General features: G+C 62.7%; 23 protein-coding genes. 13 read left to right on the top strand and 10 right to left on the bottom strand.

Features of this window, described 5'->3' with window-relative positions; genetic code table 11:
* The first annotated feature begins 108 nt into the window (after positions 1-108).
* The 7 genes from mreC (at position 109) to tldD (ending at position 10,036) form a co-directional block, all read left to right on the top strand.
* On the top strand, positions 109-1,185 hold the full coding sequence (gene mreC, locus NGJ21_RS18720; protein ID WP_115273940.1) for a rod shape-determining protein MreC: 1,077 nt from the start codon (positions 109-111) through the stop codon (positions 1,183-1,185).
* Positions 1,185-1,673, top strand: a complete 489-nt coding sequence (gene mreD / locus NGJ21_RS18725; RefSeq protein WP_012316092.1) for a rod shape-determining protein MreD — start codon at positions 1,185-1,187, stop codon at positions 1,671-1,673. Before mreC ends, mreD begins: the two co-directional genes overlap by 1 nt.
* A gap of 33 nt (positions 1,674-1,706) precedes the next feature.
* Positions 1,707-2,318 carry a Maf family protein gene (locus NGJ21_RS18730; protein WP_251962488.1) on the top strand — a complete coding sequence of 204 codons (612 nt, stop codon included), beginning with the start codon at positions 1,707-1,709 and terminating at the stop codon, positions 2,316-2,318.
* A gap of 54 nt (positions 2,319-2,372) precedes the next feature.
* Positions 2,373-3,830 carry a ribonuclease G gene (gene rng, locus NGJ21_RS18735; RefSeq protein ID WP_012316090.1) on the top strand — a complete coding sequence of 486 codons (1,458 nt, stop codon included), beginning with the start codon at positions 2,373-2,375 and terminating at the stop codon, positions 3,828-3,830.
* 88 nt (positions 3,831-3,918) lie between these two features.
* Positions 3,919-7,728 (top strand): YhdP family protein, encoded by a 3,810-nt coding sequence (locus NGJ21_RS18740; RefSeq protein WP_251962489.1) that lies wholly within the window; start codon positions 3,919-3,921, stop codon positions 7,726-7,728.
* 14 nt (positions 7,729-7,742) lie between these two features.
* On the top strand, positions 7,743-8,594 hold the full coding sequence (locus NGJ21_RS18745; protein WP_115273943.1) for a carbon-nitrogen hydrolase family protein: 852 nt from the start codon (positions 7,743-7,745) through the stop codon (positions 8,592-8,594).
* A gap of 2 nt (positions 8,595-8,596) precedes the next feature.
* Positions 8,597-10,036, top strand: a complete 1,440-nt coding sequence (gene tldD / locus NGJ21_RS18750) for a metalloprotease TldD (protein WP_012316087.1) — start codon at positions 8,597-8,599, stop codon at positions 10,034-10,036.
* 41 nt (positions 10,037-10,077) lie between these two features.
* Here tldD and yjgA read toward each other — a convergent pair whose 3' ends face one another.
* Positions 10,078-10,599: a ribosome biogenesis factor YjgA gene (yjgA, locus tag NGJ21_RS18755; protein ID WP_012316086.1), complete on the bottom strand. Its 522-nt coding sequence runs from the start codon at positions 10,597-10,599 to the stop codon at positions 10,078-10,080.
* Between the two features lie 155 nt (positions 10,600-10,754).
* Here yjgA and pmbA point away from each other — a divergent pair, with 155 nt between their 5' ends.
* From pmbA to NGJ21_RS18785, 6 genes are all read left to right on the top strand, one after another.
* A complete protein-coding gene (pmbA, locus tag NGJ21_RS18760; protein WP_046784450.1) occupies positions 10,755-12,101 on the top strand; it encodes a metalloprotease PmbA in 1,347 nt (448 codons plus the stop codon).
* Between the two features lie 126 nt (positions 12,102-12,227).
* Positions 12,228-12,629 carry a FagA protein gene (locus NGJ21_RS18765; RefSeq protein ID WP_080952054.1) on the top strand — a complete coding sequence of 134 codons (402 nt, stop codon included), beginning with the start codon at positions 12,228-12,230 and terminating at the stop codon, positions 12,627-12,629.
* Positions 12,622-13,998, top strand: coding sequence for a class II fumarate hydratase (locus NGJ21_RS18770; RefSeq protein ID WP_119687729.1), 1,377 nt, complete (start codon positions 12,622-12,624; stop codon positions 13,996-13,998). The genes NGJ21_RS18765 and NGJ21_RS18770 overlap by 8 nt, the downstream gene beginning before the upstream one ends.
* Before the next feature lie 27 nt (positions 13,999-14,025).
* Positions 14,026-14,487, top strand: a complete 462-nt coding sequence (locus NGJ21_RS18775) for a DUF2753 family protein (RefSeq protein WP_115273945.1) — start codon at positions 14,026-14,028, stop codon at positions 14,485-14,487.
* Position 14,488: 1 nt separating this feature from the next.
* Positions 14,489-15,100 (top strand): superoxide dismutase, encoded by a 612-nt coding sequence (locus NGJ21_RS18780; protein WP_046784447.1) that lies wholly within the window; start codon positions 14,489-14,491, stop codon positions 15,098-15,100.
* 11 nt (positions 15,101-15,111) lie between these two features.
* Complete coding sequence (locus NGJ21_RS18785; RefSeq protein WP_039602462.1) at positions 15,112-16,005, top strand: ZIP family metal transporter; 894 nt, start codon at positions 15,112-15,114, stop codon at positions 16,003-16,005.
* Positions 16,006-16,048: 43 nt separating this feature from the next.
* On the opposite strand, the gene NGJ21_RS18790 is transcribed toward NGJ21_RS18785, so the two are convergent.
* The 9 genes from NGJ21_RS18790 to NGJ21_RS18830 form a co-directional block, all read right to left on the bottom strand.
* Positions 16,049-16,321, bottom strand: a complete 273-nt coding sequence (locus tag NGJ21_RS18790; RefSeq protein ID WP_046784446.1) for an HPr family phosphocarrier protein — start codon at positions 16,319-16,321, stop codon at positions 16,049-16,051.
* Positions 16,322-16,341: 20 nt separating this feature from the next.
* Entirely contained in the window at positions 16,342-17,196 is an 855-nt protein-coding gene (rapZ, locus tag NGJ21_RS18795; RefSeq protein WP_012316078.1) for an RNase adapter RapZ, read from the bottom strand.
* A 2-nt stretch (positions 17,197-17,198) separates the two neighbouring features.
* Positions 17,199-17,663 (bottom strand): PTS IIA-like nitrogen regulatory protein PtsN, encoded by a 465-nt coding sequence (gene ptsN, locus NGJ21_RS18800; protein ID WP_039602459.1) that lies wholly within the window; start codon positions 17,661-17,663, stop codon positions 17,199-17,201.
* Between the two features lie 11 nt (positions 17,664-17,674).
* On the bottom strand, positions 17,675-17,983 hold the full coding sequence (gene hpf / locus NGJ21_RS18805) for a ribosome hibernation-promoting factor, HPF/YfiA family (protein ID WP_012316076.1): 309 nt from the start codon (positions 17,981-17,983) through the stop codon (positions 17,675-17,677).
* Between the two features lie 79 nt (positions 17,984-18,062).
* Positions 18,063-19,556 carry an RNA polymerase factor sigma-54 gene (locus tag NGJ21_RS18810; protein ID WP_039602457.1) on the bottom strand — a complete coding sequence of 498 codons (1,494 nt, stop codon included), beginning with the start codon at positions 19,554-19,556 and terminating at the stop codon, positions 18,063-18,065.
* A 174-nt stretch (positions 19,557-19,730) separates the two neighbouring features.
* Positions 19,731-20,456, bottom strand: coding sequence for an LPS export ABC transporter ATP-binding protein (gene lptB / locus NGJ21_RS18815; RefSeq protein WP_046784445.1), 726 nt, complete (start codon positions 20,454-20,456; stop codon positions 19,731-19,733).
* Positions 20,457-20,981: a lipopolysaccharide transport periplasmic protein LptA gene (gene lptA / locus NGJ21_RS18820; RefSeq protein ID WP_012316073.1), complete on the bottom strand. Its 525-nt coding sequence runs from the start codon at positions 20,979-20,981 to the stop codon at positions 20,457-20,459.
* Positions 20,968-21,540 (bottom strand): LPS export ABC transporter periplasmic protein LptC, encoded by a 573-nt coding sequence (lptC, locus tag NGJ21_RS18825; protein ID WP_039604820.1) that lies wholly within the window; start codon positions 21,538-21,540, stop codon positions 20,968-20,970. Before lptC ends, lptA begins: the two co-directional genes overlap by 14 nt.
* Positions 21,541-21,547: 7 nt before the next feature.
* On the bottom strand, positions 21,548-22,072 hold the full coding sequence (locus NGJ21_RS18830; RefSeq protein ID WP_039604821.1) for a KdsC family phosphatase: 525 nt from the start codon (positions 22,070-22,072) through the stop codon (positions 21,548-21,550).
* Between the last annotated feature and the right edge of the window lie 2 nt (positions 22,073-22,074).

Raw genomic sequence — 22,074 nt, forward strand, 5'->3', positions numbered from 1 at the left:
ATGCGTTGGGCTGGCGTCCGTTGGGGCGCCGCTTCCGTCAACCCGCAACCAGGCTGGTGCGTTGTCCCATGTCCAATGACTTCCTGAGTCGTCCACGAGGAACGGCCCATTAAACCGCTTTTCTCCAAGGGCCCTTCGCTGGGCGTGCGCCTGCTCGTACTGGTGGTGCTTTCGGTCGCGCTGATGGTGGTCGATGCGCGCTTTGACCTGCTCAAGCCCGTGCGCAGCCAGATGGGCCTGGTACTGATGGAATCGTACTGGATCACCGACTTGCCTCAGCGGATGTGGCAAGGTGTTGCGGGCCAGTTCGGCAGCCGTAACGAACTGATCGCGGAAAACGAGAAACTCAAGACCGAAGCCCTGCTGCTGCAGGGGCGCCTGCAGAAGCTGGCGGCCCTGACCGAGCAGAACGTGCGCCTGCGCGAGTTGCTCAACTCCTCTGCACTGGTCAACGAGAAGGTCGAGGTGGCTGAGCTGATCGGCGTCGACCCCAACCCGTTCACCCACCGTATCCTGATCAACAAAGGCGAGCGCGACGGTGTGTTCCTTGGCCAGCCGGTGCTCGATGCCCGCGGCCTGATGGGCCAGGTGGTCGAGCTGATGCCCTACACCGCACGAGTGTTGCTGCTGACCGACACCACCCACAGCATCCCGGTACAGGTCAACCGTAACGGCCTGCGCGCGATTGCCAGCGGTACTGGCAACCCGGAGCGTCTGGAGCTGCGTCATGTTGCCGACACGGCTGACATCAAGGAAGGCGACTTGCTGGTGAGCTCCGGCATGGGCCAGCGCTTCCCGGCCGGCTACCCGGTGGCCACGGTCAACGAAGTGATCCATGACTCCGGCCAGCCGTTCGCCATCGTTCGCGCCATTCCTACCGCCGCACTCAACCGCAGCCGCTACATGCTGCTGGTGTTCAGCGACCGGCGTTCTCCGGAGCAGCGTGCCACCGACGCGGCGCTCGCCCAGGAAGAGGCGGACCGCAAGGGCGCAGCGAACCCTGCTCAGCCTGGCGCCAATGGCGAACAGGCTGCCCCCGGCACGCCTGCAGCGGCAGCGCCGGCCCCGGCCACGCCGGCGGTACCTGCCACAGCGGCCCCGGCCCCGGCCGCTTCAGCACCGGCCCCGGCACCCGCCAGCCCTGCCGCAGCGCCTGCGGCACCCGCCCAGCCTCGGAGGCAATGATGGCCAAAACGCGCCGTAACCACGGGTGGGTCATCTGGCTGACCTTCGCCATTGGCCTGCTACTCAGCGTCTCGCCCATGCCACCGTTTCTCGAGGTGTTCCGGCCCATGTGGCTGGCGATGCTGGTGTCGTTCTGGACGCTCATGGTCCCGAACAAGGTCGGCATGACCACTGCGTTCGTGCTGGGTCTGGCCGAGGACGTGCTGTACGGCACGCTGCTCGGGCAGAATGCCCTGGTCCTGACCCTGATCACCTTCCTGGTGCTGTCGCTGCAGCAGCGTCTGCGCATGTTCCCGATGTGGCAGCAGAGCCTGGTAATCCTGGTGATCTTCGGTATCGCCCAGCTGATCCAGTTGTGGCTCAGTGCGCTCACCGGCAACCGTTTGCCGACGCTGGCGCTGGTCTGGTCGGCGGTCATCAGCGCCTTGCTCTGGCCGTGGATCAGCTTCGCCCTGCGTGATCTGCGCCGGCGTTTGCATATCAACTGACGGCGCCGCCGCCACCGACAGGGAGATGTCTGCATGAAACCACTTTACCTGGCCTCCGGCTCGCCCCGTCGTCGTGAATTGCTGGCCCAGATCGGCGTGCCGTTCACCGTCACCAGCGCCCCCATCGATGAAACCCCGCTGCCAGACGAAAGCGCCGTGGCGTATGTCGAACGCCTGGCCCGGAGCAAGGCCGAGGCTGGCCTTGCCAGTCTTGCCGGCCCGGCCGTGGTGCTCGGCGCAGACACTGCGGTGGTGCTCGATGGTCGTATTCTCGGCAAACCGGAAAACCGTGAAGATGCCTTGGCCATGCTGGCCGACCTGGCAGGGCGCGAACATCAGGTGTTGACGGCGGTGGCGCTGAGCGATGGCCAGTGCTGCCTGAGTGTCTGCGTCACCAGCAACGTACGTTTTCGCGCCATCGACCCGCAAGAAGCACAGCGCTATTGGGCCAGTGGCGAGCCAGTGGATAAAGCCGGCGGTTATGCCATCCAGGGCTTGGGGGCGGTATTCGTGACCGGCCTTCAGGGCAGCTATTCGGCGGTAGTCGGCCTGCCCCTGAGCGAGACGGCCGAGCTGCTCGCCCAATTCGGTATCGCCTGCTGGCAGGTGCCGGCGCGTTCTCCTGAGGTAACAAAGCAGCAGTAGCCAGCTCGGCGCCCGCGATCCATGATTACCGAAGACCTTTGACGAGAGCCTGCCATGAGTGAAGAGATCCTGATCAACATCACCCCGATGGAGTCGCGTGTGGCGGTGGTGGAAAACGGGGTGCTGCAGGAAGTGCACGTCGAGCGCACCCAGCGTCGCGGCATCGTCGGCAATATCTACAAGGGCAAAGTGGTGCGGGTGCTGCCAGGCATGCAGGCGGCGTTCGTCGATATCGGCCTGGAGCGCGCCGCGTTCATTCATGCCTCGGAAATTTCCCAGCGCGAAGGTTCTGCCGTGGAGACCATCACCGCACTGGTACACGAGGGCCAGGCCCTGGTGGTGCAGGTGACCAAGGACCCCATCGGTAGCAAGGGCGCACGGCTGACCACCCAGCTGTCCATACCGTCGCGTTACCTGGTGTACATGCCGCGCAGCAGCCATGTCGGCATTTCCCTGAAGATCGAAGACGAAGCCGAACGTGATCGCCTCAAGCAGGTGGTCAGTGACTGCATGGACAGCGAAGACATCAAGAACGCCGGCGGTTTCATCCTGCGCACTGCTGCCGAGGGCGCAAGGGCCGAAGAGATCCTGCAGGACATCCGCTACCTGCGCCGCCTGTGGGAGCAGATTGGGAGCCAGATCCAGACCTGCGGCGCGCCGACGGTCATCTACGAGGATCTTGGCCTGGCCTTGCGCACACTGCGCGACCTGGTCAACCCCAAGATCGAGAAGATCCGCATCGACTCCCGGGAAACCTTCCAGAAAACCACGCAGTTCGTTGCCGAACTGATGCCGGAGATCGCCGACCGCCTGGAGCACTACCCGGGTGAGCGGCCGATCTTCGACCTGTACGGCGTCGAGGACGAAATCCAGCGCGCACTGGATCGCAAGGTGCCGCTCAAGTCCGGCGGCTATCTGGTGGTCGACCCCGCCGAGGCAATGACTACCATCGATGTCAACACCGGCGCCTTCGTCGGCCACCGCAACCTCGAAGAGACCATTTTCAAGACCAACCTCGAAGCGGCCACGGCAATCGCCCGGCAGCTGCGCCTGCGCAACATTGGCGGGATCATCATCATCGACTTCATCGACATGGAGGATGAGGACCATCAACGCCAGGTGCTGCGTACGCTGGAGAAACAGCTCGAACGTGACCATGCCAAGACCAACATCATCGGCATCACCGAGCTGGGTCTGGTACAGATGACCCGCAAGCGCACGCGTGAGAGCCTGGAGCAGGTACTGTGCGAACCCTGCACCGCCTGCCAGGGGCGTGGCAAGCTGAAAACCCCGGAAACTATCTGTTACGAAATTTTCCGCGAGATCCTTCGTGAAGCCCGCGCCTATCAGGCAGAAGGCTATCGGGTGCTGGCCAACCAGAAGGTGGTCGACCGCCTGCTCGATGAAGAGTCCGGCAACGTGGCCGAGCTGGAAACGTTCATCGGTCGAACCATTCGCTTCCAGGTCGAGTCGATGTACTCGCAGGAGCAGTACGATGTGGTGCTGCTCTGAGGCTTTCTGATACCCAGCCCAAGGTGCTCGGGCTGGCAAAACCGCTGCTTCGAGCCATCATGGATAAACGACCTGGAGGGCCTTGGCCATGGGACGTCTGACCCGCGTTCTTGTCGCCTTGACCCGTTGGGGGCTGGGCATCTGCGCCCTGCTGGCTGTGTTGGTGGCGCTCTATGTCAGCCTCGGCCGGGAGCTGGTGCCACTGGTGGCCGAATACCGCGCCGACCTTGAAAGCAAGGCCGAGCAGGCGTTGGGCATGCCGGTGCATGTGGGGGCGCTTGAAGGGCGCTGGAGTGGCCTGGCGCCGGTGCTGCGGGTTCGTGACCTGCAGTTGGGCGAGGGCGCTTCGGCGTTGCGCCTGGATGACGTCAAGCTGGTGCCGGACCTCTGGGCCAGCCTCACTGCCCGCGAAGTACGCCTGGCGCATATCCAGTTGGCGGGCCTGCAACTGATCCTGCGTGAGAACGAGCAGGGCGGTTGGGCGCTTGAAGGCTTACCACAAAAGGACGACGCGCCGCTGGACCCGGCCGAGGTGCTGCAGCGTCTGCAACAGTTGGGCCGTATCGACGTATTCGACAGCCAGATCACCCTGCAGCCCTGGCAGCGTGACCCGTTGACTCTTACCTATGTCAGCCTTGGCCTGCAGGCCGGCGCTTCACGCCAGGCGCTGGACCTGCGTGCGACCCTGCCTGATGGCCAGCCGTTGGCACTGAACCTGCGCAGCCGGGTAACGCCCCAGGCCTGGCGCGATGGTAAGGCAGAGGCTTACCTGAGCCTGCCGCAGAGCGACTGGGCGCGTTGGCTGCCGCCACGCCTGCTCGGCCAGTGGCAGGCCCAAGCCCTGCGCGCCGGTGGTGAGTTCTGGGTTGACTGGGGCGAGGGCCGGTTGCAGCAGGCGGTGGTCCGCCTCAATGCCCCTCAGTTGCGCGGCGCCTATGCCCAGCGCCAGGCGGTGACACTGGATAACCTGGCGGTCTCGGCCTGGTTCCAGCGTCGCGAGCAAGGGTTCGATGTGGTTGTCGATTCACTGGCTGCCAACATCGGCAAGGCTCGCTGGGAGTCGAAGCTGCAGGTGCGTCAGCGCGCAGGTGAGCAACCCGGTGGGGAAAGCTGGCAGGTACAGGCCGACCGCCTTGACCTTGCGCCGCTGACGCCTTTGATAGATGCACTGGCGCCACTGCCTGAAAAATTCATGACTGCGGTCGATGCGCTGAATGTGACCGGTGCCGTGCGCAACTTGCGCCTCGACTTGCGGCCCAAGGCCGAGGGTGATCAACGGCTGCAGTTCGCTGCCAATCTGGAAAAAGTGGGTTTTGACGCCTACCACGGCGCACCCGCTGCCGGCAATGTCAGCGGCAGCATCAGCGGAGACCTGGGCCATGGCGAGCTGCGCCTGGATACCGACGCTTTCATGTTGCATCTGTATCCGATCTTCGCCAAACCTTGGCATTATCAGAAAGCCAACGCCCGTTTGACCTATACCCTCGACAAAGAGGGTTTTACCTTGGCTGCCCCCTACCTGAAAGTGCTGGGCGAAGAGGGCAAGATCGCCGGGGATTTCCTGATTCGCCTGCTGTTCAATGAAGGCAGCGAGAGCTATATGGACCTGCGCGTAGGCCTGACCGAGGGCGATGGGCGCTACACCGCCAAATACCTGCCTGAAGTGCTCAGCCCGGCGCTCGATGAGTGGCTGCGCAGTGCCATCGTCAAGGGCAACGTCGATGAAGGCTACTTCCAGTACCAAGGTTCGCTGAACCACGGTGCCAGCCCCGAATCGCGCAGCATCAGCCTGTTCTTCAAGGTGCACGACGCCGCCCTGAACTTCCAGCCTGGCTGGCCACAGGTGCAAAACGTCGATGGCGATGTGCTGATCGAGGACAGTGGCGTGCGCATCAAGGCCCATAAAGGCCTGTTGCTGGACACCCAGGTAAGTGACGTCAGTGTCAACATTCCCCATGTGGAGGGTGGCGAGCAAAGCCGCCTGTACCTTGATGGCAATTTCGATGGCAGCCTCGGCGATGGCCTGAGGATTCTCAAGGAAGCGCCTATCGGCACGGGCGAAATTTTCGCAGGATGGGAGGGCGAGGGGCCGCTCAAGGGCAAGCTCAAGCTCGACATCCCCCTGGCCCGAGGACAACGCCCGAAGGTACAGGTCGACTTTGCCACCTCCGATGCACGCCTCAAGGTTGCGCCGCCAAGCCTGGAGCTGAGCCGACTCAAGGGCGATTTCAGTTTCGATCTCGACAAGGGGCTGAGCGGGAAGAACATCGCCCTGCAGGCATTTGGCAAGCCGGTGACCGCGCAGATAACCGCCGGGGGCCAGCCTGGGCAGATGCAGACGCGTATCAGCGCGAATGGCCACGTGGCGCTCCGGGCCTTGACCGACTGGCTGCAGTTCAAGCAGCCCTTGCCGGCGTCCGGTGACCTGCCCTATCAATTGCAACTCAACCTTGGCAGCCGCGACAACAGTCTGAGCGTGAATTCGTCGCTCAAAGGCCTTGCAATCGATTTGCCTGCGCCGTTCGGCAAGGCCGCAGCAGATACCCGTGAGAGCCGATTCAGCATGAGCCTGCAGGGGCCTGAGCGGCGTCTGGATGCTGCCTACGCCGACCTTGCCCGCTTTGCCTATGCCGCGCCCAGCCAAAACCTGGCGCAAGGTCGCGGCGAACTGCTGCTGGGGGCAGGGCAGGCGCAGGTGCCAGCTGGGCAGGGCCTGCGTGTGCGGGGGCGCCTCGAGAGCCTGGACCTGGCGCCCTGGCAGGCGCAGATGACGCAGATGAGTGGCGACGACCCTGGCGCAAGTGCCCGGCAGACTCTGCAGAGCGTAGACCTGAGCATCGGCCAGTTGAAGGCCCTTGGTATGGACCTGAACCAGGCGGTCGTGCGTCTGGCCCGGGGAGGCCCAGCGTGGGATCTGCGCCTGGACAGCAAGGAAGTCATCGGCAATGCACGTTTACCCGATGCCAAGGGCGCACCGATGACCGTGCGCCTGCAGACCTTGCGCCTGCCACCAGCGGACCCGGCGCAGGCACAGGCCGAGGAAGGCCCTGACCCGCTGGCCTCGTTCGACCCACGCAAGGTACCGGCACTGGACCTGACCATTGACAAGCTGTACCGCGGCGACGACCTGTACGGCAACCTGGCGCTGAAACTGCGCCCGACCGCTCGAGGGGTGGCAGCTCAGGATATCGACCTCGTCTTCAAAGGCCTGCACATCGACGGCCGGGGCGGCTGGGAAGGTTACAGCGGCGCCACCAGCAGTTGGTACAAGGGCCGCCTGGATGGCAAGAACCTGGCCGACGTGCTCAAGGCCTGGGGCTTCGCGCCTACCGTGACCAGTCGTGACTTCCGTCTGGATGTGGATGGCCGTTGGCCCGGTTCGCCAGCCTGGGTCGGCCTAAACCGTTTCTCAGGCAGCATGGATGCGGCGTTGCGCACAGGGCAGTTCGTCGAAGTGGAGGGCGGCGCGCAAGCCTTGCGGGTGTTCGGCCTGCTCAACTTCAACTCCATCGGCCGGCGTCTGCGCCTGGACTTCTCCGACCTGTTCGACAAGGGCCTGGCCTATGACCGGGTAAAAGGCTTGCTGGTAGCCAGTGACGGCGTCTACGTGACCCGCGAGCCGATCAGCGTGACCGGGCCTTCGAGCAACTTCGAGCTCGACGGTACGCTGGACCTCGTTCGCGACCGGGTCGACGCCAACCTGCAGGTCTCCCTGCCAGTGACCAACAACCTGCCGCTGGCCGCGCTGATCGTCGGCGCACCGGCGGTCGGTGGGGCGCTGTTTCTGGTCGATAGGCTGATCGGTGACCGGGTATCGCGCTTCGCCAGCGTGCACTATCGCATCGAAGGGCCGTGGAAAGAGCCTAGAATCACCTTTGTGAAACCGTTCAACAAGTAGTGCCAGGAGTGCCCATGAAGGTAGCGGTCATCCAGATGGTCAGCCAGGACGATGTGCTGGCCAACTTGCAGCGTGCGGGTACCTTGCTGGAACAGGCGGCATTCGGCGGCGCGAGGCTGGCGGTGCTGCCAGAAAATTTCGCCGCCATGGGGCGCAAGGACGCCGCTGCGCTCGGCCGGGCCGAGGCGCTGGGTGAGGGGCCGATACTGCCCTGGTTGAAACGCACGGCCCGCGACCTCAGATTATGGATTGTTGCCGGCACCTTGCCGCTGCCACCTGCCGATCAGCCTGATGCCAAGGCGCATGCCTGCTCGCTTTTGATCGACGAGCACGGCGAAGTGGTGGCGCGCTACGACAAGCTGCACCTGTTCGATGTGGACGTGGCCGATAACCGCGGCCGTTACCGTGAATCCGACGACTATGCCCATGGCGCGCAAGTGGTGGTGGCCGACACGCCGGCAGGGCGCCTTGGCTTGAGCGTCTGCTACGACCTGCGTTTCCCGGAACTCTACAGCGCGCTGCGCAGTGCCGGCGCGCAACTGATTACGGCACCTGCGGCATTTACTGCGGTCACAGGCGCGGCGCACTGGGAAGTGCTGATTCGTGCCCGGGCGATCGAAACACAGTGCTATGTGCTGGCCGCAGCACAGGGCGGTACCCATCCAGGCCCGCGGGAGACCTATGGGCACGCGGCGATCGTCGACCCCTGGGGGCGGATCGTCGCCGAACAGGCGCAGGGCGAAGCGGTATTGCTCGCCGAGCGCGACAGTGATGAACAAGCGTCCATTCGGGCGCGCATGCCGGTTGCCTCGCACCGGCGCTTTTTTTCGCAGGACGCCTTGCGGCCTGCGCACACCTCGGAGTGACTATGAGCCAGATGTTATCCACCGTCAGCGAGCAGCTCCTGGCCCCAGGCGGACTGACCCTGGACAGCCTGCAGGCTGTACTGGGCGAGTTGGCCGGGCCGGGCATCGACGCCGCCGACCTGTACTTCCAGGGCCAGATCTCGGAAACCTGGGCGCTGGAGGACGGCATTGTCAAAGAGGGCAGCTTCAACCTTGACCAGGGCGTGGGCGTGCGTGCCCAGTCGGGTGAGAAAACCGGTTTCGCCTACAGCAACGCGATCAACCTCGAGGCTCTGACTTCGGCAGCCCGTGCGGCGCGTTCGATTTCCCGCGCCGGCCAGAATGGCACTGTCCAGGCGTTCCGCAGCCAGGACGTGACGGCCCTGTATGCCCCGGACAACCCGCTGGACGTGCTCAGCCGTGCTGAAAAGGTCGAGCTGCTCAAACGTGTCGATGCCGCCACGCGGGCGCTCGACCCGCGTATCCAGCAGGTCAGCGTGAGCATGGCCGGGGTTTGGGAGCGCATTCTGATTGCTGCGGCCGACGGCAGCCTGGCCGCTGACGTGCGGCCGCTGGTGCGCTTCAACGTCAGTGTCATCGTCGAGCAAAATGGTCGGCGCGAACGGGGCGGGCAGGGCGGCGGCGGGCGTACCGACTACCGCTTCTTCACCGAGGAACGGGTCATGGGTTATGCCCGTGAGGCGCTGCGCCAGGCCTTGGTGAACCTGGAGGCCATTCCTGCGCCAGCTGGTACCTTGCCGGTGGTGCTGGGTTCTGGTTGGTCGGGTGTGCTGTTGCATGAAGCGGTCGGTCACGGCCTGGAAGGCGACTTCAACCGTAAGGGCAGTTCGGCGTTCAGTGGCCGGATCGGCGAGAAGGTGGCTTCGAGCCTGTGCACTATCGTGGACGACGGCACCCTCGAGGGCCGCCGAGGCTCGCTGAGTGTCGACGACGAAGGTACGCCGACCGAATGCACCACGCTGATCGAGAACGGCGTGCTCAAGGGCTACATGCAGGACAAACTCAATGCACGCCTGATGGGGATGGCCGTGACCGGTAACGGCCGCCGGGAATCCTATGCCCACCTGCCGATGCCACGCATGACCAACACCTACATGCGTGCCGGCGAAAGCGACCCGCAGGAAATCATCGCCTCGGTGAAGAAAGGCATCTACTGCGCCAATCTTGGCGGTGGCCAGGTGGACATCACCAGCGGCAAGTTCGTGTTCTCCACCAGCGAAGCCTATCTGATCGAAGACGGGAAAATCACCGCGCCGGTCAAGGGCGCGACGCTGATCGGCAACGGGCCCGAGGCCATGAGCCGAGTGTCGATGGTGGGTAACGATCTTGCGTTGGACAGCGGTGTGGGCACGTGCGGCAAGGATGGGCAATCGGTGCCGGTAGGGGTTGGCCAGCCGACCTTGAAGCTGGACGCGATCACCGTCGGTGGTACCGGCGCGTGATGCATGCCCCGGGGCTGCAGGGCAGCCCCAGGTGGCGGGGCTCAGCGCAGGCCGCGCTGAAGTTCGTCGAGGTCGCGGATGTACTTGAAGACCTTGCGCGCAGCGGCAGGCGGCTTGTTCCGCGCCTTTTCGTGCTGAGCGTGACGGATCAGCGAACGCAGTTGCTGACGGTCGGTGTCGGGGTATTCGTTGACGAAGCGTTCAAGGTCCTCGTCGTTACCGTCGATCAGGCGGTCCCGCCAGCGCTCCAGGTTGTGGAAGCGTTCGTTGTACTGGCGGCTGGAGCTGTCGATCTGCTCGAGCACCGCGTGGATGGCGTCCAGGTCCTGGTCGCGCATCAGTTTGCCGACGAACGACATATGCCGTTTGCGTGCGCCATGGGCGGTGTGCTTGCAGGCTTCGGCCAAGGCTTTGCGCAGCTCGTCGGTCAACGGCAGGCGCGCCAGGGTATCGGCCTTGACCGTGGTCAGGCGTTCGCCGAGTTCGACCAGCGCATGCAACTCGCGCTTGATCTGGGTTTTGCTTTTTTCGCCGTCGAAGGCGTCGTCGTATGAATCAACCATGGTGGCAGTCCGTTTAAGTTTTATGAAAAGTCGCCGCGCAGGCACTTTTCGTACAAGGCATAGAAATTGCCGCCATGATAACCACCCGGGGGCCGCTTGTCCGGCCCGGTCGTAGAATGACCCTCGCCGAACGCAGAATTTGAGTGGAGAAAACCATGAGTGCAGTCCAGAGCGTAGGCCCCAAGGACCTGCCAGCATTGCAGGAGCAGGTCGAAGCGATCATTGCCGAGGCGAGCCGGCAGGGTGCCAGCGCCTGCGAAGTGGCAGTATCGCTGGAGCAGGGCTTGTCCACCACGGTGCGCCAGCGTGAGGTCGAGACGGTAGAGTTCAACCGCGACCAAGGCTTTGGCATCACCCTCTATGTCGGCCAGCGCAAGGGCTCGGCCAGCACCTCGGCCAGTGGGCCGGAGGCTATTCGCGAAACCGTTGCCGCCGCCCTGGCCATTGCCAGGCACACCTCCGAAGACGAGTGCTCGGGGCTGGCTGATGCGGCACTGATGGCGCGCGAGATCCCTGACCTGGACCTTTACCATGACTGGGATCTGGAGCCCGAGAAAGCCATCGAGATGGCGCTGGCCTGCGAGGCTGCGGCGTTTGACGCTGACCCGCGCATTCTCAACGCCGATGGCACCACCCTCAATACCCACCAGGGCTGCCGTGTATATGGCAACAGCCATGGCTTCATCGGTGGCTACGCATCGACCCGGCACAGCCTGAGCTGCGTGATGATCGCTGAAGGTGAAGGCCAGATGCAGCGTGATTACTGGTATGACGTCAACCGCCAGGGCCACCTGTTGGCCGACCCGCGCAGCATTGGCCAGCGCGCGGCACAGCGAGCAGCCAGCCGACTCGGTGCGCGCCCGGTCAAGACATGCGAAGTGCCGGTGCTGTTCTCCGCCGAGCTGGCGGGTGGTCTGTTCGGCAGCTTCCTGTCGGCCATTTCTGGTGGCAACCTGTACCGCAAGTCGTCGTTCCTCGATGGTGCCATTGGCCAGCGTCTGTTCCCCAGCTGGCTGACGCTGGACGAGCGCCCGCATATTCCGCGTGCCCTTGGCAGCGCGGCATTCGACGGTGATGGCTTGGCGACTTATGCCAAGCCGTTTGTCGATAAAGGGGAGCTGGTGTCTTACCTGCTGGGCACCTATTCCGGTCGCAAGCTCGGCTTGCCAAGCACGGCCAACTCCGGTGGCGTGCATAATCTGTATGTCACCCATGGCATCGAAGATCAGGCGGCACTGATCCGGCGCATGGGGCGCGGTTTGCTGGTGACTGAGCTGATGGGCCATGGCCTGAACATGGTCACGGGCGACTACTCGCGGGGTGCCGCAGGTTTCTGGGTTGAGAATGGCGAGATCCAGCATGCGGTGCAGGAAGTGACGATTGCCGGCAACATGAAGGACATGTTCCAGCAGATTGTCGCGATTGGCAGCGATCTTGAAACCCGCAGCAATATTCACACCGGCTCGGTGTTGATCGAGCGGATGACCGTTGCAGGTAGCTGAGTTGCTTGAGCGTTAAGCAAAACCTAAAAGCCCGGCCACTGTGCCGGGTTTTTATTTGCTCAATCCGCGCTTGAAGTGATTACGTTTATCATTTAATAATGAATATCATTACCCAAAGCTTTGGTGATGATGTTCATGAAACCTGTCCTGCGCGAACTGCCCTACCTGGAAAACTGGCGCTGGCTCAGCCGGCGCATCCGCTGCGCGCTCGAACCCGACGAGCCGCGCCTGATCGAGCACTACCTTGCCGAAGGCCGCTACCTGGTGTGCTGCACGGATACCTCGCCATGGACGGTGGCTCTGACTTCCTTCCGCCTGCTGCTGGATACCGCTTGCGATCGCATGCTGCCATGGCATTGGCGTTGCCAGTGCCTGGACCAGGCCTGGCGCCCTCTGCTTGAACTGCGCAACCTGGACCGCCGCGAACAGAACCAGCGCTGGCAACCCTACGCTCTGCAACTGGCCAATTGCCGGTTGCTGCCGTCCATTTCCCCCGATGAACTGATGCAAGGATTTGATGATGAGTGATACCCGTATCGAGCGTGACAGCATGGGTGAACTGCAAGTGCCGGCCCAGGCCCTGTACGGCGCCCAGACCCAGCGCGCGGTCGACAATTTCCCGATCAGCGGTCAGCGTATGCCGGCCCAGTTCATTCGTGCCCTGCTGCTGGCCAAGGCTGCGGCAGCCAAGGCCAACATCGAGCTTGAGCAAATTTCCGCCGCCCAGGGCCAAGCCATCGTCAAGGCGGTCGAGCAGCTGCTTGCCGAGGACTTCATCCAGCACTTCCCGGTGGACGTGTACCAGACTGGCTCCGGCACCAGCTCGAACATGAATGCCAACGAGGTGATCGCCACCTTGGCCAGCCGCCTGCTCGGTGAGCCGGTCAATGCCAACGACCACGTCAACTGTGGCCAGAGCAGCAACGACATCATCCCGACCACCATCCACGTCAGTGCCGCACTGGCGCTGCATGAGCAGTTGCTGCCCGCCCTGGCTCACCTGGCTCAGGTGATCGAAGCCAAATCGGTGCAGGTGCATCAGTACGTGAAGACTGGCCGTACCCACCTGATGGATGCCATGCCGGTGCGCATGAGCCAGGTGCTCGATGGCTGGGCAGCACAGATCAACGGCGCCAAGGCGCATATCGAAGCGACCTTGCCGAGCCTGCAGGCCCTGGCCCAGGGTGGCACTGCCGTGGGCACCGGGATCAACGCCCACCCGCAGTTCGCCGCAGGCTTTGCCCGTCAGCTGAGCGGCCTCACCCAGGTCGAGTTCACCCAAGGACCGAACCTGTTCGCCCTGATCGGCTCCCAGGACACCGCCGTGGCGCTGTCCGGCCAGCTCAAGACCACAGCCGTGGCACTCATGAAAATCGCCAACGACCTGCGCTGGATGAACTCCGGCCCGCTCGCCGGCCTCGGTGAAATCGAACTGCAAGGCCTGCAGCCTGGCTCCTCGATCATGCCGGGCAAGGTCAACCCGGTGATCCCGGAAGCCACCGCCATGGTTGCCGCCCAGGTGATCGGCAACGACGCGACCATCGCCGTTGCCGGCCAGTCGGGCAACTTCGAGCTCAACGTGATGCTGCCGGTGATTGCCCGCAACCTGCTGGAGAGTATCGAGCTGATGGCCAATGCCAGCCGCCTGCTGGCCGACAAGGCCATCGCCAGCTTCAAGGTCAACGAGAACAAGCTCAAGGAAGCCCTGGCGCGCAACCCGATCCTGGTCACCGCGCTGAACCCGATCATCGGCTATCTCAGGGCCGCCGAGATCGCCAAGACCGCCTACAAGCAGGGCCGGCCGATCATCGACGTGGCGCTGGAGCATACCGACCTGTCGCGCGATCAGCTCGAGGCGCTGCTGGACCCGGAAAAACTCACCGCTGGGGGCATCTGACCCGCGTCATCGCCCAGGAGACGTGTCATGCAGCACTGGAAACGCACCACCGAGGCCGCCAATCGCCTGTTCGAACAGGGCGAGCTGGTCGATGCCCGGGAACTCTACCTGCAAGCCCTGGCTCTGGCCCAGGTGCTATTGGAGCGCTGGCATGACGTCGACGAAGCGGTGGCGGCGTTCGTCGTCGCCCATCACAACCTGGCCGACCTGCACCTGCGCCTGAACCAGCCGCAGGAGAGCGTCGACTACCTGTGCGCCGCTCACCAGCGCCTGCTCCAGGCCAGCCAGCAAGCGCGTTTGCCGCAGGCGCTGCGTGATGCCGCGCTGCGCCACAGCGGGCGCACTTACACCCAATTGCTGAGCTTCATTGCCGAGTACGGCCAGTATCCGCGCACCGAGCGTCTGCTCGATCGCCAGGCGCCCTTGGCCAGTGAACTGGCTGCCCAGCCGGACCTGCCGCCCACAACCCAAGCTTACGGAATCCATTGATATGCCTCATACCTTGCCTGCATTGCCCTATGCCTACGATGCGCTGGAACCGAACATCGATACCCAGACCATGGAAATCCACCACACCAAGCACCACCAGACCTACGTCAACGGCCTCAACGCCGCGGTCGAAGGTACCGAGTGGGCTGAATGGCCGGTTGAAAAGCTGGTTGCTGCGGTCAAGCAGTTGCCGGAGAACCTGCGAGGCGCGGTGACCAACCATGGGGGTGGTCACGCCAACCATTCGCTGTTCTGGAAGGTCATGTCGCCCACAGGCGGCGGCCAGCCACAGGGCCTGGTGGCCAAGGCCATCGAGGCTGAACTGGGTGGTTTCGAGGCGTTCAAGGAAGCTTTCACCAAAGCTGCGCTGACCCGCTTCGGCAGCGGCTGGGCCTGGCTCAGCGTGACCCCTGAGCAGAAACTCGTGGTGGAAAGCAGCGGCAACCAGGACAGCCCACTGATGCATGGCAACACACCGATCCTCGGCCTGGATGTGTGGGAGCATGCCTACTACTTGAAGTACCAGAACCGTCGCCCGGAATACATTGGGGCTTTCTACAACGTAATTGACTGGGCCGAAGTGGAACGTCGTTATCTCGAAGCCAGCCAGTGAGTCGGACCGGTATGCGCTCAGAGGTGATGTCGGTCAGTAGTGTGCGCCTGTTCCGGCTGGCGCTGGGTACTTTGCTGCTCTTGGTTGGCACAGCCCTGCTGGTGGCCCGGGGCATCGCCTGGCTGGACCTGGACCCACGCATGTTGCGTGCCCTTGAGGGCGGCGCATTGTGCGCGCTGGGAACAGCGCTGGGCGCGGTACCGGTGCTGGTGATTCGCAACATGCCGGTGGCCCTGGCCGATACCTTATTGGGTTTCGGGGCCGGTGTGATGCTGGCGGCCACCGCTTTCTCGCTGATCATCCCTGGGCTGGATGCCGCTCAGTCCATAGGTTTCAGCCCTTGGGGCGCGGGAGGCCTGATCAGTGCCGGTTTACTGTTCGGTGCGATGTGCCTGTTCGTGGTCGATCTGAAAGTCTCAGGTGCTTCGCCCGAGGCCTTGGTCGGCAACGAGAGGCAGCCGGTGATCGCGGCGCGAATCTGGCTGTTCGTGATCGCCATCATCGCCCACAACATTCCTGAAGGCATGGCTATCGGTGTTTCGGCGGGCGGTGGCATGGCCGACGCTGACAGCCTGGCCATGGGTATCGCCTTGCAGGATGTACCCGAAGGGTTGGTCATTGCGCTGGTGCTGGCAGGGGCGGGGATGCCGCGGTTCAAGGCGTTTCTGATCGGTGCCGCGTCGGGGTTGGTGGAGCCACTGGCAGCGGTGATCTGTGCCTGGCTGGTGAATGTCGCCGAATTGCTGCTACCGCTGGGCCTGGCCTGTGCGGCAGGGGCGATGTTGTTGGTGGTGACCCAGGAAATCATCCCCGAGTCGCGCAGCAATGGGCATCACCGTTTGGCCAGCCTCGGGCTGTGCGTGGGTTTTTGCCTGATGATGGTGATGGATACGGCGATGTCTTGAATTGGCATTGCCGGCGATGAGGCCAGCCTGGATTTGGGGTGGCTTATTCGCCTTCGTCGAAGTAGTTGTTGATCAACGCTACCAGCGCTTCCAGCGCATCGTTGTCCTGCTCACCCTCGGTGTGCAGGTGCACCTGGGTGCCTTTGCCTGCCGCCAACATCATCACGGCCATGATGCTCTTGCCGTCCACCAGCTTGTCGGGTGCGCGGCCCACCCGCACCTGGCAGGGGAAGCGCCCGGCTACGCCGACGAACTTGGCGGCCGCCCGGGCATGCAGGCCCAACTTGTTGATGATGGTGATTTCGCGGGCGGGCATCGTGGTGCGGATCCTGTGGGCTAGAGGTCGCGGTGGCGGACCTGGACGTTTTTCAAGGACTGTTGCAGCAGCTGGCCGAGGCGCTCGGTGATGTACACCGAGCGGTGGTGGCCACCTGTGCAGCCAATGGCGATGGTGACGTAGGCGCGGTTGCTGGCGGCAAAGCGGGGCAGCCATTTGAGCAGGTAGGTCGAGATATCGGTAAACATCTCTTCGACATCCGGCTGCGCGGCAAGGTAATCGATAACCGGCTGATCCAGGCCAGAATGCTCACGCAGTTCGGGCTTCCAGTAAGGGTTGGGCAGGCAGCGTACATCGAAAACCAAGTCTGCATCGACCGGCATGCCACGCTTGAAGCCGAACGACTCGACCAGGAATGCGGTGCCCGGCTCAGGCTGATTGAGCAGGCGCAACTTGATCGAGTCGCGCAGTTGGTAAAGGTTGAGGCTGGTAGTGTCGATCTTCAGGTCGGCGAGGTCGGAGATTGGCCCCAACAGTTCGCTTTCCACGCGGATCGCTTCGGCCAGTGAGCGATCCGCATTTGTCAGCGGATGACGCCGGCGCGTTTCGGAGAAACGCTTGAGCAGCGTGTCCTCGTCGGCGTCGAGAAACAGCACATCGCACTGGATATGGCGGCCACGCGCTTCGGCGAGCAGTTCGGGGAAGCGTGACAGATGGCTGGGCAGGTTGCGGGCATCAATGGACACTGCCACTTTCGGTTGCAGCAACTCTGTATGGATCAACGCGTTTTCCGCCAGCTGCGGCAGTAAACCGGCAGGCAGGTTATCGATACAGTAAAAGCCGTTGTCTTCCAGCACGTCGAGGGCGGTACTCTTGCCGGAGCCGGACCGGCCGCTGACGATGATCAGGCGCATGTTCAGTGCTCGTTCTGTGCGTCCAGGACTACCTGGTACAGGGCCTCGCTGCTGTTGGCGGCACGCAGGCGCTCGCGAACTTCCTTGCGATCCAGCATGCTGGCGATCTGGCGCAGCAGTTCCAGATGGGCGTCGGTGGCAGCCTCCGGCACCAGAAGGATGAACAGCAGGTCGACTGGCGCGCCATCGATGGCGTCATAGTCGATCGGAGCATCCAGGTGCAGCAGGGCACTGACGGGAGAGGTGCAGCCTTCGAGCCGGCAGTGAGGTATGGCGATGCCATTGCCGAAGCCTGTGGAACCGAGCTTTTCACGAGCGATCAGCTTTTCGAAGACGTCTTGCATCTCCAGCTCGGGTATTTGATCGGCAATCAGATTGGCGACCTTTTCCAAGGCGCGCTTCTTACTGCCACCCGGCACGTTCACCAGGGAACGGCCGGGGGTCAGGATGGTTTCAAGTCGGATCATGGATGAGGGGATCAGCGGGCGGCTGCACCTTGCAGCAGGCTTTGCTGTTTTTCCTTGTGTTTTTTCAGTTGGCGGTCGAGCTTGTCGGCCAAGGCATCGATCGCTGCATACATGTCTTCGTGTTCGGCGTTGGCAACCACTTCACCGCCTGGAATCTGCAGGATCGCTTCGACCTTCTGCTGCAGCTTCTCGACTTTCATGATGACCTGCACGTTGGTGATCTTGTCGAAGTGACTCTCCACCCGGGCGAGCTTTTCAAGCACGTAATCGCGCAGCGGCTCGGTGACTTCTACATGCTGTCCACTGATATTGACTTGCATACAGCTTCTCCTTTGTTGCCCGTGCATAAAGAGGCAGGTCTTGCACCTGCCCCACAAACGCTGTGGCAGATCCGAGGGGCTACATCAGTCGCTTGCGTTCGCTCGACGGTGCGATGCCGAGAGACTCGCGGTATTTGGCGACGGTGCGACGGGCTACCTGGATGCCTTGTGCCTCCAGTAAACCAGCGATCTTGCTGTCACTCAATGGCTTTTTCTGATTTTCCGCCGCAACCAGTTTCTTGATGATCGCGCGGATTGCCGTGGACGAGCATTCTCCGCCCTCGGAGGTGCTGACGTGGCTTGAGAAAAAGTATTTCAGTTCGTAGATGCCGCGTGGCGTGTGCATGAATTTCTGCGTGGTCACCCGCGAGATGGTCGACTCGTGCATGCCCACGGCTTCGGCGATGTCATGCAGTACCAGGGGTTTCATTGCCTCGTCGCCGTGGTCCAGGAAACCGCGCTGATGCTCGACGATCTGTGTGGCGACTTTCATCAGTGTTTCATTGCGGCTTTGCAGGCTCTTGATGAACCAGCGTGCTTCCTGCAACTGGTTGCGCATGAAGGTGTTGTCGGCGCTGGTGTCGGCCCGGCGGACGAAGCCGGCATATTGCGGGTTGACCCGCAGACGCGGGATCGCTTCCTGGTTCAGTTCGACCAGCCAGCGATCGCTGTCCTTGCGCACGATGACATCGGGCACCACGTATTCCGGCTCACTGGACTCGATTTGCGATCCCGGGCGCGGGTTGAGGCTCTGAACCAGCTCGATGACCTGGCGCAGCTCGTCTTCCTTGAGCTTCATGCGGCGCATCAGCTGGCTGTAGTCGCGCCCGCCGAGCAGGTCGATGAACTCGGTGACCAGGCGCTTGGCCTCGGCCATCCATGGTGTGCTGGCCGGAAGTTGGCGCAGTTGCAGCAACAGGCACTCGCCCAGGTTGCGTGCGCCGACGCCTGCAGGCTCGAACTGCTGGATACGGTGCAGCACCGCTTCGACTTCGTCCAGTTCGATATCCAGCTCCGGATCGAAACCGGCGCAGATCTCTTCGATCGTGTCTTCCAGATAACCTTGGCCGTTGATGCTGTCGATAAGGGTGACTGCGATCAGGCGGTCGGTATCGGACATCGGTGCCAGGTTCAGCTGCCACAGCAGGTGGCTTTGCAGGCTTTCGCCGGCTGATGTGCGGGTGGTGAAGTCCCACTCGTCGTCATCGTTGCTCGGCAGGCTGCTGGCGCTGGTCTGGTAGATGTCTTCCCAGGCCGTGTCGACCGGAAGCTCATTGGGGATGCGCTCGTTCCACTCACCGTCTTCCAGGGTCTCGGCACTGGCGGTGCTTTCCTGAAAGCTGTTGTCCTGGACTTCGGCGGCCGGCTTGCTCTCGGCGTTATCCGCCATCGGGTCGCTGTTGTCGAAGTCTTCGCCGTCTTCCTGACGTTCGAGCATCGGATTGGACTCCAGCGCTTCCTGGATTTCCTGCTGAAGGTCCAGGGTAGAGAGCTGGAGTAGGCGGATGGCCTGTTGCAACTGCGGGGTCATCGTCAGTTGCTGGCCCATTTTTAGGACGAGCGATGGTTTCATGGCAGGGGCTAATACCTTGTTCGCCGGCGCGCATGCGCCATCCACTACACGAGGGCGCCGGAGCGCCAATTTCAAGCAAGTTTTATGCCTTAAATTGTAGCGTTTGCCTAGAGCACTGTAACAACTTAAGCCCATTCAAGGCTGTAAAACCAGTGCTCCAGGCGCGTCCCTGAATCAGAGTCGGAACTCGTGACCCAGGTAAACTTCCTTGACCAGTTCGTTGGCCAGGATGGTCTGCGCATCGCCCTCGGCGATCAGTTGCCCGTCATTGACGATATAGGCGGTTTCGCAGATATCTAGGGTCTCGCGGACGTTGTGGTCGGTGATCAGTACGCCGATGCCCTTGGCCTTGAGGTGGTGGATGATCTGCTTGATGTCACCGACCGAAATGGGGTCGACGCCAGCGAAGGGTTCGTCCAGCAGGATGAACTTGGGGGCGGTTGCCAGGGCGCGTGCGATCTCGACACGGCGACGCTCGCCGCCGGAAAGGCTCATGCCGAGGTTGTCGCGGATGTGGCTGATGTGGAACTCCTGCAGCAGGCTTTCCAGCTCCTTGCGGCGGCCCTCACGGTCGAGCTCCTTGCGGGTCTCGAGGATGGCCATGATGTTGTCGGCCACCGACAGCTTGCGGAAGATCGAAGCTTCCTGCGGCAGGTAGCCGATGCCGGCGCGTGCGCGCCCGTGCATGGGCTGATGGCTGACATCGAGGTTGTCGATGAGCACGCGCCCCTGGTCGGCCTGGACCAGGCCGACGATCATGTAGAAGCAGGTCGTCTTGCCTGCGCCGTTGGGGCCTAGCAGGCCGACGATCTGACCGCTGTCGATCGACAGGCTGACGTCACGCACGACTTGACGCCCTTTGTAGCTCTTGGCCAGGTGCTGGGCTTTGAGGGTTGCCATTTACTCGGCCTTCTTCTTCGGCTGGATCACCATGTCGATGCGCTGACGTGGCTGGGTCACGTTGCCGCCGCGACCGGCGGTCGCAACCTGGGACTTGGTGTTGTAGACGATCTTCTCGCCTTCGGTGGTGTTGCCTTCGTTTTCGACCTTGGCGCGGTCGGTGAGAATCACGGTGTCCTTTTGCGCCTGATACTGGATGGTCACGGCCCAGCCTTTCATCTTGTCAGGCTTGGCGGCGCTCTGCTGCTGCTCGAAATAGGCCAGGTTGCCCACCGAAGTGACCACGTCGATGTCACCGTTGGCGGCGCGGGTCATGGTCACGGTATTGCCTTTGATCATCATCGAGCCCTGAGTGATGATCACGTCACCGGTGTAGGTGGCTACGCCTTGCTTGTCGTCCAGGTGCGCGTTGTCGGCCTGGATGCGGATAGGCTGGTCACGGTCGGTCGGCAGGGCGAAGGCGCTCGCGCTTCCCAGTGCTGCGCTCAGGCTGAGCAAAAGGGGGAGGGTTTTAACGAGCCTCATACTGTCCTCTTACGTTAGAGAGCAGGTCCATCCTGCCTTCTTTCAAATACGCTTTCATTCCTTTGCCCGTAGTTGTACCACCGGCGCCGTCGATTCTAACGGCTTGCTCGGTCTGCGCATATTGCTTCTGCGGGAACACGGTCATGCGTGAGCTGGTAATGATGGTCTCACGCTGCTTCTCATCGGTGCGGGCCACGCGCACCTTGTCGATCAGTTCGACCTCGGTGCCGTCCGGGTTGACCTCGGCGCGCACGCTCTGTATGTGCCAGGGGTATTCGGTGCCGCGGTACATATGCAGGTCGGGCGTGGTCACCAGTGTGACCTCGGTGGCCTTGAGGTGTTCGACCTTGTCGGCGGTCATTTCATACTGCAGCTTGCCATCGGGCAAGAACTGTACGCTGTGGGCGTTGATCGCATAATAGTCGATCGCGCTTTCGTCGACCTGCGCTACCGGCTTGTCGAGGAAGCTCTCGGGGCTGACATTCCAGTAGCCTATTGCCGCCAGCAGGGCGGCGATCACCGCGAGCAGCGCAATATTGCGGGCTTTCTTGCTGAACATGGGCAACCTACAGGTAGTTGGCGTTGGCAGCGTCCAGGGTGCCCTGGGCCTGCATGATAAGCTCACAGAATTCGCGAGCGGCACCCTCGCCGCCGCGTGCCTGGGTCACGCCGTCGGCATGCTGGCGAACGAAGGGCGCTGCATTGGCCACGGCGATACCCAGGCCGACCTTGCGAATGACCGGCAGGTCGGGCAGGTCGTCGCCCAGATAGGCGACCTGCTCATAGCTTAGGCCCAGTTCGGCGAGCAGGCCGTCGAGCACCACCAGTTTGTCCTCGCGGCCCTGAAACAGATGCGGGATGCCGAGGTTTTTTGCGCGACGCTCGACCACCGGGGTTTTGCGCCCGCTGATGATTGCCGTGGTCACGCCCGAAGCCATCAGCATCTTGATGCCTTGGCCGTCGAGGGTGTTGAACGTCTTGAATTCGCTGCCATCTTCGAGGAAGTAAAGGCGGCCATCGGTGAGCACACCGTCCACATCGAACACGGCAAGCTTGATGGCCTTGCCGCGCTGCATCAGGTTCTGGGTCATTT

Source organism: Pseudomonas sp. Marseille-Q5299 (assembly GCF_943737035.1).
GTDB classification, from domain to species: Bacteria; Pseudomonadota; Gammaproteobacteria; order Pseudomonadales; family Pseudomonadaceae; genus Aquipseudomonas; species Aquipseudomonas putida_E.